Annotated in this window: 11 protein-coding genes; 3 read left to right on the top strand and 8 right to left on the bottom strand. The window is 61.4% G+C overall.

Annotated features, from left to right (window positions below; translation table 11 throughout):
- Positions 1 to 1,338, top strand: a 1,338-nt coding sequence (locus NW858_RS03945; RefSeq protein WP_414519884.1) for a TolC family protein, incomplete at its 5' end; no start/stop codon positions are given.
- Between the two features lie 77 nt (positions 1,339 to 1,415).
- On the opposite strand, the gene rpsD is transcribed toward NW858_RS03945, so the two are convergent.
- From rpsD to NW858_RS03960, 3 genes are all read right to left on the bottom strand, one after another.
- Positions 1,416 to 2,027, bottom strand: a complete 612-nt coding sequence (gene rpsD / locus NW858_RS03950; protein WP_414335255.1) for a 30S ribosomal protein S4 — start codon at positions 2,025 to 2,027, stop codon at positions 1,416 to 1,418.
- Positions 2,028 to 2,185: 158 nt separating this feature from the next.
- Complete coding sequence (gene gmd, locus NW858_RS03955) at positions 2,186 to 3,322, bottom strand: GDP-mannose 4,6-dehydratase (RefSeq protein WP_414335254.1); 1,137 nt, start codon at positions 3,320 to 3,322, stop codon at positions 2,186 to 2,188.
- Positions 3,323 to 3,447: 125 nt separating this feature from the next.
- A complete protein-coding gene (locus NW858_RS03960) occupies positions 3,448 to 4,815 on the bottom strand; it encodes a nicotinate phosphoribosyltransferase (protein ID WP_414519886.1) in 1,368 nt (455 codons plus the stop codon).
- 304 nt (positions 4,816 to 5,119) lie between these two features.
- On the opposite strand from NW858_RS03960, the gene NW858_RS03965 reads away from it, so the two are divergent.
- Both NW858_RS03965 and NW858_RS03970 read left to right on the top strand, forming a co-directional pair.
- Positions 5,120 to 6,190, top strand: a complete 1,071-nt coding sequence (locus NW858_RS03965; protein ID WP_414519888.1) for an isochorismatase — start codon at positions 5,120 to 5,122, stop codon at positions 6,188 to 6,190.
- Between the two features lie 15 nt (positions 6,191 to 6,205).
- The gene (locus NW858_RS03970) at positions 6,206 to 7,465 is read left to right on the top strand and encodes an ATP phosphoribosyltransferase regulatory subunit (protein WP_414335248.1); all 1,260 of its coding nucleotides are present in this window, start codon (positions 6,206 to 6,208) and stop codon (positions 7,463 to 7,465) included.
- Here the strand turns inward: NW858_RS03970 and NW858_RS03975 are convergent.
- The 5 genes from NW858_RS03975 to tsaB form a co-directional block, all read right to left on the bottom strand.
- Positions 7,449 to 8,501: a DNA polymerase III subunit delta' gene (locus tag NW858_RS03975; protein WP_414519890.1), complete on the bottom strand. Its 1,053-nt coding sequence runs from the start codon at positions 8,499 to 8,501 to the stop codon at positions 7,449 to 7,451. The two genes, NW858_RS03970 and NW858_RS03975, sit on opposite strands and share 17 nt — an antisense overlap.
- Positions 8,502 to 8,527: 26 nt before the next feature.
- The gene (locus NW858_RS03980; RefSeq protein ID WP_414519892.1) at positions 8,528 to 10,837 is read right to left on the bottom strand and encodes a hypothetical protein; all 2,310 of its coding nucleotides are present in this window, start codon (positions 10,835 to 10,837) and stop codon (positions 8,528 to 8,530) included.
- Between the two features lie 94 nt (positions 10,838 to 10,931).
- Positions 10,932 to 11,393 (bottom strand): acetyl-CoA carboxylase biotin carboxyl carrier protein, encoded by a 462-nt coding sequence (gene accB / locus NW858_RS03985; RefSeq protein WP_414519894.1) that lies wholly within the window; start codon positions 11,391 to 11,393, stop codon positions 10,932 to 10,934.
- 63 nt (positions 11,394 to 11,456) lie between these two features.
- Entirely contained in the window at positions 11,457 to 12,014 is a 558-nt protein-coding gene (gene efp / locus NW858_RS03990; protein WP_414335241.1) for an elongation factor P, read from the bottom strand.
- Positions 12,015 to 12,059: 45 nt separating this feature from the next.
- Positions 12,060 to 12,734: a tRNA (adenosine(37)-N6)-threonylcarbamoyltransferase complex dimerization subunit type 1 TsaB gene (gene tsaB, locus NW858_RS03995; protein WP_414335239.1), complete on the bottom strand. Its 675-nt coding sequence runs from the start codon at positions 12,732 to 12,734 to the stop codon at positions 12,060 to 12,062.
- Positions 12,735 to 12,831: the final 97 nt, after the last annotated feature.

The raw sequence follows: 12,831 nt of genomic DNA on the forward strand, positions 1-12,831 counted from the left end.
ACCCTATCGATTTCCCCCAACCTTGCCGACTCCGCCCCTGCCGCTGACCTGGCGGTGCAGGGAGCCTTGACGGCTGAAGAATTGGTGGTACCCCAATCCCCCTTGCAGGTGCGCATTGAGCGAAGAGAGGGCTTGTCTTTGGAACAAGCCCTGGAGCTCGCCGTGGCCCAAAACCCAACTGTGCAGCAGGCCAGGCTGGCCGTCGAGCGGGCCGAGGCCGGGGTGGCCGTCGCTCAAGCTGCCTTTGCTCCCAGCCTCTCCACTCGAGCCAGTTACCAATACAGCGAACCTCCTTCACCCGGCGGCGGGCCAAGCCGCGAAGTTCACACTTTCTCAGCCAGCGTGGTGCGGGTGGAGTACACCGCTTTTGACACTGGCCTCAGGGAGCAAAACCTGAAGCTGGCCCAAGAAGCTCTGCGCGTCGCCCAACTGCAACTGGAGCAAGCCCTGCAGACGGTCAAACAAGCTGTGGCCAACGCCTACTACGATCTGCAAAGCGCCGATGCCAGGGTTGCCATCAGACAGGCTGCTGTCGAAAGCTCGGAAGCCACCCTGCGGGATGCTCAAGCTCGAGAACGGGCCGGGCTGGGCACGCGCTTCGAGATTCTCCAAGCAGAGACGGAATTGGCCAACAACCGACAAGCCTTGCTGGCGGCCCAAAACATCCAACAACTGAATCGCCGCCGTCTGGCCGAACTGCTGAACTTTCCCAGCCCCACCGATGTGTTGGCCAGCGACCGCATCGAGCCGATGGGAGAATGGGATCTCAGCTTAGAAGAGACCATCATCGCTGCCTTCGCCCAACGACAAGAGCTGGAGCGCCAACGCCGCGAGCTGGAACAAGCCCAAAGCCGTGTGCGCCTGGCCCAAGCCCGCAATGGCCCCCAGGTCGGTTTGTTCGCCACCCTCGATGCCGTTAACGATTTCAACGCCAGCCGCAACAGTTTTGATGTTGGCTATTCGGTCGGAGCCAATTTCAGCTTGACGTGGTTCGATGGGGGAGCAGCATCTGCCCAAGCCCGCCAAGCCCAGATCGATGGACAAGTGGCCGTGAGCAATTTCGTTGGCACCCGCAATGAAATCCAGCGGGGGGTGGAAGAAGCCTTCCTGACCCTCAGCTCCAGCCGCGAGCAGATCGACTCGGCCAAAGTGGCGATTGCCTCGGCAGAAGAAAGCCTGCGCTTGGCCCGGCTGCGCTTGCAAGCGGGGGTGGGCACTCAGACAGAGGTGATCAATGCCGAAGCTGCCCTCACCACCGCCCGTGGCAACCTTTCTGATGCTGTGATCGCCTACAACCGCGCCTTGGTACAACTGCGGCGGGCCATCGGCAGCCTCTAACCCCTCTCCCAGGGGGAGCGCCCTCACCCCCAGCCCCTCTCCCCCCGGGAGAGGGGAGTTAGCAGCAAAAGGGATCCTTAGAGCTTACGGGAATAGAACTCAACCACCAAAAGCTCGTTGACCGGAGCGCAAATTTGCTCGCGGGGGGGCAGTTCTTTGATGCGTCCGCGCAGCTTTTCTTTGTCAAACTCCAGGTAGTCAGGTAGAAACAGACCCGGATACTCTGCGTAGGCGGCTACCAGCTTGCGGGAAGATTCCTTGTTTCTGACCGTAATCACGTCCCCCACTTTGCAGCCATAGCTGGGAATGGTGACCTTTTGGCCGTTAACCTCTATGTGACCGTGGCTCACCAACTGTCGAGCTGCCGGGATGGTGGGAGCCATGCCCAGACGAAACACGATGCAATCCAACCGCATTTCCAGCATCTGCAACAGGGCCAAGCCGGTGGATCCCTTGGAGCGCCGTGCCTTGCGCATGTAGCGGATCATCTGCCGTTCGCTTAGCCCATAGTTGAAGCGCACCTTCTGCTTTTCTTCTAGGCGAATGGCATACTCAGACTTTTTCTTGCGCTCGGCGCCATGCATACCGGGCGGATTGTTATTTTTGGGGCGCTTGCGCGTCAAACCGGGCAGATCAAGTCCCCCGAAGCGACGAATAATTTTTAGACGGGGACCTGTGTAGCGGGACATGCGGGCAGTTCTCCGAAATCAGCAAAGGATGTCCAGGGTCGAACGTTCAGGAAGCTAGAAGAATTGGCGATCTCCTATATTAAGCGTTCACTCCCCGATCTGGGCAAGGGGGACGAAGCGGTTTTTGGGATCCCGTCTCGACCGTCTTATCCCTCTTGTCAGTCGTAATGAACCCCCAGTTGGGTGCGGATGAAGGCGCGATCTTCGCTGAGCAGGCCGTTGAGGGTGCGCCGTTCCCCCAGGATGGGATCCGGATCCAGGCCGATGGCTTCCAAGTCGGCCAGCACCATCAGCTCCACCAATTGTGGGAAGCTCACTTTGGGCTCCCACCCCAGGACTCGCTTGGCTTTGGAAGCATCCCCCAGCAGCAGATCCACCTCGGTTGGGCGGTAGTAGCGGGGGTCGATCTCGATCAACACCTGGTCTTTATACAATCCCTGTTCGGCTGGGCCGGAGCCTTTCCAGGTAATGGGCAGACCCACCAGCGCGAAGGCTCGTTCCGCGAACTCGCGCACGGTGTGGGTTTCCCCCGTAGCCAACACATAGTCGTCCGGCTGGGGTTGTTGGAGCATCATCCACATTCCCTCGACATAGTCTTTGGCGTAGCCCCAGTCTCGCTTAGCATCCAGGTTGCCCAGGTACAGTTTGCTTTGTTTACCGGCCACGATGCGGCTGACGGCGCGGGTGATCTTGCGGGTTACAAAGGTTTCCCCCCGCCGTGGGCTCTCGTGGTTGAACAAAATGCCGTTGCAGGCGAACAGATTGTAGGCTTCGCGGTAGTTGACCGTCTGCCAGTAGGCGTACACCTTGGCACAGGCATAGGGGCTGCGGGGGTAGAAGGGGGTGGTCTCCTTCTGCGGGATCTCCTGCACCAGGCCGAACATCTCCGAGGATCCCGCCTGGTAAAACTTCACCCGGATCCCGGTGCGCTGTTGGTAGTCGCGGATGGCCTCTAGAAGACGCAGCGTGCCCATGGCCACCGCGTCGACGGTGTATTCCGGCGCATCAAAACTCACCCGCACGTGGGATTGGGCCCCCAAGTTGTACACTTCCGTCGGCTGCACCTGTTCCAGGATCCGGCGCAGGGTGGTGCCGTCCGTGAGATCCCCGTAGTGGAGAAATAGCCTGGCTTGCGGGTCATGGGCATCCACGTAGATGTGGTCGATGCGGTCGGTGTTGAAAGTGCTAGCGCGGCGGATGATGCCGTGAACTTCGTAGTTTTTCTGCAGCAGCAGCTCGGCCAGATAAGAGCCATCCTGTCCGGTGATGCCGGTAATTAAGGCACGTTGGGTCATAGAGTTGGGGGCAAAGAGCGGGAAAAGTCTAAGCAGCGAAGTGGCTCAAGTCCAATAGCAAAACTCAGATCTCGAAGCAGAGACTTGAAAGCTAAGACATTATAATGCAGCAAAACTCCCTTTCCTCAGGCAGATTCCTGACCGAGGGTGTGGTCTTTTACCCGTTGCAAGGCCGCGGTCAGGGCCATGGGCCAGGGATCCGGCTGGCGCAGTTGCCGCACCCCCTGAGGTAGGCGCAGCACAGAAGCGCGGCTGGTGCGGGCGATGGCTTCTAGATCTGGCAAGGGAGCCAGTAGCACACCCCTGTGCATGATCTGGCGTAACAGCGGTTCGTAGCCGGGGGGCGGGGGCTCATCGAACCGGCCCAACAAGTCTCCCTCAGGGCCGCGAAAGATCTGCTTGCGCCCGGGAAGAGTAGCTTTGGCAAAGGAAGCCTTAGCCACCGGGATCCCGTTGATTTCCACCAATTTGTACACCCCGTTGACCCCTTCCCCGGTCACCAGGCGGGTGCCCACCCCGTAGCCGCTGATGGGAGCTTGGGAGCGATGCAGACGCTCGATCTCGTGTTCGTCGAGGTCGCCGCTGACAAACACCGGCGCTCCCTGGGGCAAAATCTGCTTTACCCGGCGAGAGAGATCTTCCAAATCTCCGGAGTCGATGCGCACCCCGCCGATTTCCCCGCGCGATCCCAGTTGATCCGGATGGGTGGCCGCAAAGAGTTGGGCTGCCGTGCGCGCCCCTTGGATGGGATCGTAGGTATCGATCAAAAGCGCGGCCTGGGGAAAGTAGCGCCGAAAGGATTGAAAGGCGCGGGTCTCGTCGCCCGAGAGAGCAGCGATGGCCATCACCAGGGAATGGGCCATGGTTCCTGCCGGCTTGCGCCCCAATTTCAGAGCCGCCAAGACGTTGGAAGTGGCGTTAAACCCTGCAGCCAGCGCCGCCCGGGCCGCCCACAGCCCCGCCTGGGGCCCAAAAGCTCGCCGCGTGCCGAACTCCAGCAAAATGGCCTCATCCCCCGCCGCATCCCGCATCCGGGCCGCCTTAGTGGCAATCAGGGTCTGGTAGTTCAAGGTGGCCAGCAGGTAGGTCTCCACCAGTTGGGCTTGCCAGAGGGGGGCTTCCACCCGCAATAGAGGCTGGTTGGCGAAAATGGCGGTTCCTTCCGGCACTGCCCACACATCTCCCTCAAACCGGCAGCGGGCCAGCAGATCCCAAAAGCGCTCCGGCGCATCGGCGAAAATGCCCGTTTCCCGCAGCGCCTGCAAAGCCTCGGGGGCAAAGCTGAGCTGCTGCAGATAGTCCACTGCCTGGGCGAGCCCCATGGCGATCAGATAGCCATAGTCGGTGGGCAGCCGCCGCACAAACAGCTCAAAGGCAGCAGGCTGAGCCTCTAACCCTTCCCCCACATAGCAGGCGGCCATGGTGAACTGGTACAGATCCGTCAGCAAACCATAGTCTTGGGGCCGCAACGACGAGAAATCAGGGCTCAACATGAAAAACCTCAGGGCAGGTGGAGGGGGACGGGAGCACGCGGCGGGTTGCCGCCAAGGTTATAGTGAAACCTACCATAAGTAAGCCTGCCTGTCAGGGATCCACAAGCAGCACCACAACCCCCGCAAGACTGGAAAAACCAGTCTTGACAAAACACCCAACCCAAACGTAGCCGAGAACATGAGCGGCCACCTGGGCAAAACTCTAGCCCCGACTTATAGTAAGATTAACCATAAGTATCCACCCGACCCCGTCAACCCTGAGCGCGCTTGTGCGAGGTCGGCCAAGTTGCAGTGGAAGAAGGCCATGAATCCCATGCTAGAGGAGCTAGCTGTTGAGGCGCCGGCGGGCCTGCCGCCCCACTTTGCGCCGGAGCGGGTGGGAGAGATCTGGCGGGTGCCCTACCAACAGCGGGCAGCAGAAGCCGAGCGCTGGGCCAAGGAGCACGGGATCCCACCGGCAGAGGCCGATCGGGTGCGGGTGGGCTTGTTGCTGATCGATGTGCAGAATACCTTTTGCATCCCTGGCTTTGAGCTGTTTGTGGCCGGCTCCAGCGGTTTGGGTGCGGTGGAAGACAATCGACGGCTTTGTCAGTTTATCTATCGCAACTTGGCCCACATCACCCAGATCATCGCCACCCTCGACACCCACACAGCCATGCAGATTTTCCACCCCGTCTTTTGGGTGGACGCGCAGGGAGCCCATCCTGAACCGGCCACGGCCATTTCGGCAGCCGATATTCGCTGCGGGCGGTGGCGGGTGAACCCCGCAATGGCTGCCAACCTCACCCAAGGGGATCTGACGCGGCTGCAGGTTTATGCCCTGCACTACGCCGAGCAGTTGGAGCAAGGGGGCAAATATCCCCTCATCGTCTGGCCCTACCACTCCATGTTGGGAGGGATCGGCCATGCTCTGGTGCCGGCGGTGGAAGAGGCGATCTTCTTTCACGGCATGGCCCGCCACAGCCAGCCCAGCCTGCAGCTCAAGGGAGCCAACCCCTTGACAGAAAATTATTCCGTGCTCAGTCCGGAGGTCTTGACCGGGCCGGAAGGGGATCCCATCGACGAGAAAAACGCGTCCCTCATCTGCCACCTGTTGCAGTTTGACGCGCTGATCGTGGCCGGCCAAGCCAAAAGCCACTGTGTGGCCTGGACGGTGAACGACCTGTTGCAGGAGATCCAAGCCACGGATCCCAGCCTGGCTAAGAAAGTTTATCTTCTGGAAGATTGCACCTCAGCGGTGGTGATCCCCGGCGGGGTGGATTTCAGCGAGCAGGCGGAGGCGGCCTTCGCCCGCTTTGCCGCCGCCGGGATGCACCGGGTGCGCTCCACCGACCCCATCTGGGAGTGGCCTGAGTTTCCCAGGGATCCCGCCTGACCCCGCAGATCCAGTATGATGCGGCAGGACACTCTGCCGGAGCAGCCTGTGTACGATCGCGTCAGCGGGACGGAGTCCTTAGCTGCTTCCACCCTTTCCAGCAGCCTGCGCCCCCCCAGCGGCGCCCGCGATTTGCTGCCCCGGGAAGTACAGCGACGGGAGAGGCTGGAGGCTCAGCTCACCCAGGTTTTTCGCCGCTACGGCTACCAGCGCCTCATCACCCCCACCCTGGAGCGGCTGGAAACACTGCTGGCGGGGGGATCCATCCGCGCCGAGGCGGTGCTGCAACTGCGGGATGGCGAAGGGATGATGCTGGGGCTGCGCCCGGAGTTCACCGCTTCCCTTGTGCGGGCGGCGGCCACCCGTCTAGCCGGCGGGCCTTTGCCGCTGCGGCTCTACTACCACGGCAGCGTTTTCCGCAACAGCCGGCGGGAGGAGGGATCCTACAGCAGCCAGGAGTTTTTTCAGTCCGGGGTGGAGCTGATCGGGGCGGGCGGATGGCTGGCCGATGCCGAGATCCTGCTGCTGTTGGCCGATTGCATTCGCTCGGTCGGCATCTCCGCTTGGACGCTGCTGCTGGGCGATGTGGGCCTGACCGAAAGCCTGCTCAGCCCAGTTGCCCCCACGGCTCAAGCGGCGGTGCGCCGTGCCATTGCCCGGCTCGACTACGTTTACCTAGAATCGGCCCCTTTGCCGGAAGCCGCCCGCCAGATTGGCCTGCAAATCCTGGGGCTGCGGGGCCAGCCCGCTCAGGTTCTTTCTAACCTGGCGCGGCTGCCAGTGCCGCCTGAGCGGCTGCGGGATCTGCGGCAGCTCTGCCAGGTGCTCCAGGATCATGGAGTGCAGGTGGTGCTGGATCTGAGCCTGCTGCAAACCCTGGCTTACTACACCGGCATCGTTTTTCAGGCGGTGGCCGCCGGGGAGGTCATCGCCTTGGGAGGACGTTACGACCGGCTGCATGCCCTCTACAGCCCTCAGCAAGTGGAACAGCCGGGGATCGGCTTTACCCTGCTGCCGGATACGCTGCTGCGGCTCTTGCCCCCTGATCCCCAAACCGAGGCGATGGTCTGCAAGCGGTTGGTGGTGCCCCTGGTGCCGGCGGGGATCCCGGCGGCGCTGGCTTTGGCCGCCCGCTGGCGAGCATCAGAAGCAGTAGAGCTGGAATTGCTGGATCGGGACCCCGAAGAGATCGAAGCCTACGCCCGCCGGTGTCGGATCCCGGAGATCGCCTGGGTGCAGGCCGACGGCAGCTATCACATCACCCACCCGGCCTAATCCTGGCAAGGTTGACCTCCCAACAGAGGCGCGGCTGCACCAGTTGTAAAAGCTGTTGGCGAATGCGCTCCAACTGCTGGATTGCCTGACGGGATCCCTGCGCCCACTCGCGATAGGGGGCTGTAGGCCTGAAATGCTGTTGCAAATAGTCGATCAGCCACAGTTGCGCCGGCAGCTCCAAACCGGCCACCGCTCTGCCCAGTTCCAACGCCCGCTGGAGAGAAAAGTGCCAAGGCCAACGTTTGAGTTCCTCCAGGAGCGATGGCGGAATCTCCCGCAGGTGCTGCTGGGCCAGCAACGCCAGGCCGGGGCTGCCCTGGGCCAAGGCGATCAGCTCGGATCGGGGGATCCCTGCCAGATCTGGGCAGCCCAACCCACTCAACACCCGCTCCACCTCTTCTGGGCTGAGGCGGCGAAACAGCACCATCTGGCAGCGGGACAGCAGGGTTGGCAACAGGGAGGCCGCCTGGGAGGCGATGAGAATGATGTGAGCCGGGCCCGGCTCCTCCAGGGTTTTCAACAAGGCATTGGCAGCGCTTTCTGCCAAGGTTTCCGCTCCCTCCAGCACCACCACCGAGCGCCGTTCGCGTAAGCAGGACGGAGTCCTCGCAGGAATCGGCCTACGGGAACAAAAGCGAGCTATTCCCTGCACCTGCTCCAGGCGAATTTGGGGTGGCGAGCGCCGCTGCAAAGTTTGCGCCTCCGGGGATTCTGCCGGGATCAGACGGCCCTGGTGCAGGTAGGTGGGGCTGACCCAATGGAGGTCGGGATGGTTGCCCGCCAGCAGCCAACGGCAGCTTGAGCACTTGCCGCAAGGGATCCCAAAGCTGGCTTCGCACAAGAGGGCCTGAGCAAACCAACGGGCCATCAGCCCCCGACCCACCCCCTGGGGGCCCAAGAAACAGTAGCTGGAAGTCACCCGCCCCTTCTCCAGCGCCGCCACCAGCAGCCGCGCTGCCATCTCCTGGCCAACAATGCGCTGCGGGGGCAAGACCTTCACCCGGTCAGGGGTCTCGGCGGCTGCAACTCCAAACATCGTCTCAGCAGGAGAGGATGAGGTTATCAGTTGGCGGGAGCCGACAGGAAGTGCTTGCGGAAATACTGCAGCGTCTCCGGTCGCAACAACCCCCGCTCCACCAAGGAATCCCCCCAGTGGGGGGAAGCTTCATCCATTGGCGGCAAGAACTCCAGCACCTCAGCAGCCAACAAGTCGGCAGCCTTGAGGAACTCTCCCAGCGTGCGGCACCCCGACAGCCGGGCCGAATATCCCCCATCGGCAAAGAATTTGATCGTGGTCGCCTTCAGGCCCGCACACTCGCCGATAACTGTCGTCAGCTTGCCCCCCGCCTGTTGCCAACGGCTGAGGATGTGTTCGATCTGGGGCCGATCCAGCAGGCCCGCCTCCTGCAAGTTTTGGAACAGATGCCTGGCCCACGGGGTAAGCTCCGCCAACAAGGGATCCGTCGGCGGGTCTTCAGGATTGGCGGGAAGCTCCCCGGCGTTGAGCCCGGGCTCCTCCGTCCCCCTGGCAGGCCCAGACGAATGCGCCGGCCCCTCTTTGGCGGTTGGGAGGTTGGCTGCTCTCAACTGGGCTTGGGCGGCCTCGGCGATCAGCTTCTGCTGTTCGTAACTCACCTGCAGCAGACGGTTGCGGTTCTGCTCAACTTTGAGGTTCTCTTGTAAAGTCTCCAAGCTCTGTCGGTAGGCCGCCAGCAGCTCCCGCGCGTCTCGCAGCTCCACCGTCAAGTTGGCCTGCTGCTGTTGGAGGGCGCTGAGGCGGGATCCCATGCTTTTGAGTTGCTGCTGAGCCTGTTCCAGGGCTTCCTGGCGGGCTTGCAGGGATCCCTCCAGTTGGACAATGCGCTGCTCGGCCTCAGCCTGTTCTGCCCTGAGCTGCTGGATCAAAGCTTCGCTCTGCTGCCGTTGCTCCTCCAGTTGGGCAATGTGCGCTTCGTAGTCACGGTTGGCTGCCATCAACCGCGCCACTTCCGCTTGCAGTTGTTGTTGCTGCGCCTGCAAGCTCTCCACCTGCTCTGGGGGAACGTAGCCGGAAAGCCGCGCCATTTGGGTTTCGTGCTCTTGCTGTAGCTGAGCGTAGCGCTCTTGCCACCTCTGCACAGCGGCTCTCAGCTCCGCAATCGGTTGCTCTGGGGTGGCAACCTGCTCGGGCCGGGAAGCGTCCAGATGCGGGGATAGGGCAGCCTCTGACTCTGCAACTTGCCGGGCCAGTTGGGCCTGCAACTGATCCCGCTCCGACCGGAGCTGCTGGATCTGATGAAGTGCGGCCTCCAATTGGGCGCGTAGGTCGGCCACAACACTGCCGGGCACCGAGTCCAACTGGCGTTTCTGCAGAATTTGGATCTGCTCTTGCAACTGCTCCAATTCGGATTGATAGCAGTCTCGCTGGGTTTGCAACTGCCGCTGCGCTTTTTGCTCCGCAGCGCGGACAAGGGCCAACTCCGTTTCCAGCCGTTGCAGTTGTTCCCGCCAAACTCGCAAATCCTGCTGTAACGTGGCCTGATGCTGGAGCTCCACTTGTTGGAGGCGGATGGTGGCTTCCAGTTTTTGAATGCGCTGTTGATACTGGCTTTGAAAATCGGCAATCTGCTGATTCATGTTGGCCAGGATCCGATCCCATTCCTGTTCCTGGAGCTCGATTTGCAGCTGCAAGGCTTCCACTTGCTTGCAGTAGTCGGCCAAGGTGGCCGGTTGAGGCTCATCAGCAAAAGGATCTAGGGCTGCCGTGGCTGTTGTTCTGGAGACGGGAACTTCCCCAACTTCAGAGTCAAGCCCGGGTGGCCGAATCCTGGCCTCTTCCGGTACGGGCAGAGCCGGCTCCACCCCCCAGAGAGGATCCCCGGCTGCAGAGCTTTGGGGGGTTGGCTGGGGATCCCTGGCCAAAAAAGGCTGCAGCGCCTCCCACGCATTGGAGGAAGCCATCTGTTGCAGTTGCACCTGCACATCCAAGGCGCGATCCAAAATGGCCGGCTGTACCCAACCTTTCCAGGTGAGAATCTCCCCCAGTTTCCGCCCGTAACGACGCTGTTGGGCCAGAGCAACCCGCAACTGCTCGAAATCCAAATGGCCCAGCGCCACCAAAATCTCCCCCAGAGAAAGGGACTGGCTGGGCAAAAAGCGGTAGAGGTCGGGCAGGGTGAGCCAGCCGTGCTCGAGGCACACTTCTCCCAACTTGAGGTGGTTTTGCTGCTGCTCCCGCAGGGCCTGGGCCAACTGGGATTGGGAAATGAGCCCTGCCCGCAGCAAACGCTGCCCCAGCGGCAAGCTCGACTCAGCCTCACCATCAGCAGCACCCCGCCCCTCCAGAAAGGGGAATGGGGTAGAGCCACTCTGGGAAGAAGAGCGCCGAGGCATCAAGAAGGCTCCCAGTTCAAGACTGTGTCGCTGCTGCACTTCAGCTTATTGCCCCCAGGATAAAGCACCAAGGGAGGGCAGCGCCACCCTGGCTTTACCCCGTGGGATCCAGTCGCATTAAAACTTGGCCAAATTCGACCGGCTGGCCGTTGCTCACCAAAATCTCCCTCACCACGCCTGCTGTTTCGGCCTCTATCTCGTTCATCAGCTTCATGGCTTCGATGATGCAGAGAGTTTGACCCTTGTTCACCCGTTGGCCAACCTGGACGAAATCCGTTTCTCCGGGGGCAGGGGCGCTGTAGAAGGTGCCCACCATCGGCGCCGTCACCTCTACCCAGTGGCTGGGGGCAGGCTTGGGAGCGCTCTCAGGAGGAGGAGCTTCTGCAGGGGAAGCAGGGGAGGGGGCCAGCGGTGGAGCGGCAGGAGGAGGAGCTTCGGCGCTCCCTTTGCGCAAGGTGAGGCGAAAATCTTTGTACTCCAGGGTTAGTTCGGCTACATCGCTCTCTTGCAGAGCGGCCAGGAGAAGACGAATTTCCTGCCAATTGACAACATCCAAGGGAAGGCTCACTCCTGATGCATCACCTGTCCACAACGGAAATCCCTAAGCTGGGGGAAGAAGCTACTCGCGGCCCAGATAGGTGTCGGTGCGGGTATCGACCCGGATCCGTTCCCCCACCTTGATGAACAAAGGCACCTGGATCTCAGCACCGGTCTCCAGCTTGGCCGGCTTGGTTCCCCCGGTTGCGGTATCTCCCTTCACCCCTGGATCGGTTTCCACCACCTCCAGAACCACAGTGTTGGGCAACTCCACATCGATCACCTGCCCATTCCAACGCAGGATTGACACTTGCATGTTTTCTTTCAGGTATTTCACGGCGGAGCCAATTTGGGCGGCAGTAATGGGGGCCTGCTCATAGGTCTCCATGTCCATGAACACCAAGTTGTCCCCCTCTGCGTAGAGATATTGCATCTCGACTTTTTCGATGGTGGCCGCCGGCAGGGTTTCCCCGGCGCGGAAGGTTTTCTCCACAACGTTGCCGGTCTGCATGTTTTTGAGTTTGGTGCGCACAAAGGCCGCTCCCTTGCCGGGTTTCACGTGCAGAAACTCGATCACCTTGTAGGGAGCTCCGTCAATTTCTACAGAGACGCCAGGGCGCAAATCGTTGCTTGAGATCATGTCGGCAGAGGGATCCGTTGCTCAGACTTCCCAATCTTACCGTGATCAGGGGGCACTCGGATTCAGCACCTGGGGATCGATGGGGGGACGACGACCATAGATGGGCAGCACCTCCTGCCACTGAGGGCGCAACCCGGCCCGGAAATCGGCGTGGGCCAATTCTGCCAACGCCACCACCGGCACAGGATCCAGAAAATCGGCGGCATCCACAGATAAGGCCTGCGGCCACCCTCGGAGAGTCGCCTGCCAAGCCGCTTCCGCCCAGAGCTGATCGGCCACTGCCACAGCCAGATGTTCGGCCCCCACCCAGTACACACCGCCATACCACTCTCCCCGTTTGGCGTCCATCTGCACCGCCACCGTCAAGGGCTGTGCCGGGGATCCCTGCTGGATCCACGCATGACGGGCCAGGACGGCCAAAGCCGAGTAGCCAAACACTGGGATGTGCAACTGCTGACCCAGCAGGCGCGCCACGCTCACCCCCAAACGGCTGCCCGTAAAGCTGCCCGGCCCCAAAGCGACCGCGATCCCGGACACCTGCGACCAGTCCTGCCCGGCCAAGAACTCCTTCAGGCAAGGGTGTAACTGCGCTGCCATCTCCCGATCCAGCCACCGGCTCAGAATGCGGGTTTCTCCCAGCTCCGGCTCCAACGGCAGCAGGGCCAAGCCCAAAACCGGCGTGGTGGTGTGGATCCCTAAAATCCAGCGGGGAAGAGACATGGCCTCTCTCAGGATCAATGAGCCAGTTGACAGAACTTAACGGATGTTTTAAGGTTGTGTTGTCAATCTTCGCGCTTCCTCAGGGAAGTTTGCCATC

The organism is Synechococcus sp. H55.10 (genome assembly GCF_047502715.1).
In the GTDB taxonomy this organism is placed as follows: Bacteria; Cyanobacteriota; Cyanobacteriia; order Thermostichales; family Thermostichaceae; genus Thermostichus.

What these genes read in the sequence shown, in the direction of transcription:
- NW858_RS03975 (WP_414519890.1), bottom strand. Translation starts at nt 8,501, where the DNA reads ATGTTTGGAGTTGCAGCCGCCGAGACCCCTGACCGGGTGAAGGTCTTG.
- NW858_RS03960 (WP_414519886.1), bottom strand. Translation starts at nt 4,815, where the DNA reads ATGTTGAGCCCTGATTTCTCGTCGTTGCGGCCCCAAGACTATGGTTTG.
- tsaB (WP_414335239.1), bottom strand. Translation starts at nt 12,734, where the DNA reads ATGTCTCTTCCCCGCTGGATTTTAGGGATCCACACCACCACGCCGGTT.
- NW858_RS03980 (WP_414519892.1), bottom strand. Translation starts at nt 10,837, where the DNA reads ATGCCTCGGCGCTCTTCTTCCCAGAGTGGCTCTACCCCATTCCCCTTT.
- efp (WP_414335241.1), bottom strand. Translation starts at nt 12,014, where the DNA reads ATGATCTCAAGCAACGATTTGCGCCCTGGCGTCTCTGTAGAAATTGAC.
- NW858_RS03970 (WP_414335248.1), top strand. Translation starts at nt 6,206, where the DNA reads ATGATGCGGCAGGACACTCTGCCGGAGCAGCCTGTGTACGATCGCGTC.
- rpsD (WP_414335255.1), bottom strand. Translation starts at nt 2,027, where the DNA reads ATGTCCCGCTACACAGGTCCCCGTCTAAAAATTATTCGTCGCTTCGGG.
- NW858_RS03965 (WP_414519888.1), top strand. Translation starts at nt 5,120, where the DNA reads ATGAATCCCATGCTAGAGGAGCTAGCTGTTGAGGCGCCGGCGGGCCTG.
- gmd (WP_414335254.1), bottom strand. Translation starts at nt 3,322, where the DNA reads ATGACCCAACGTGCCTTAATTACCGGCATCACCGGACAGGATGGCTCT.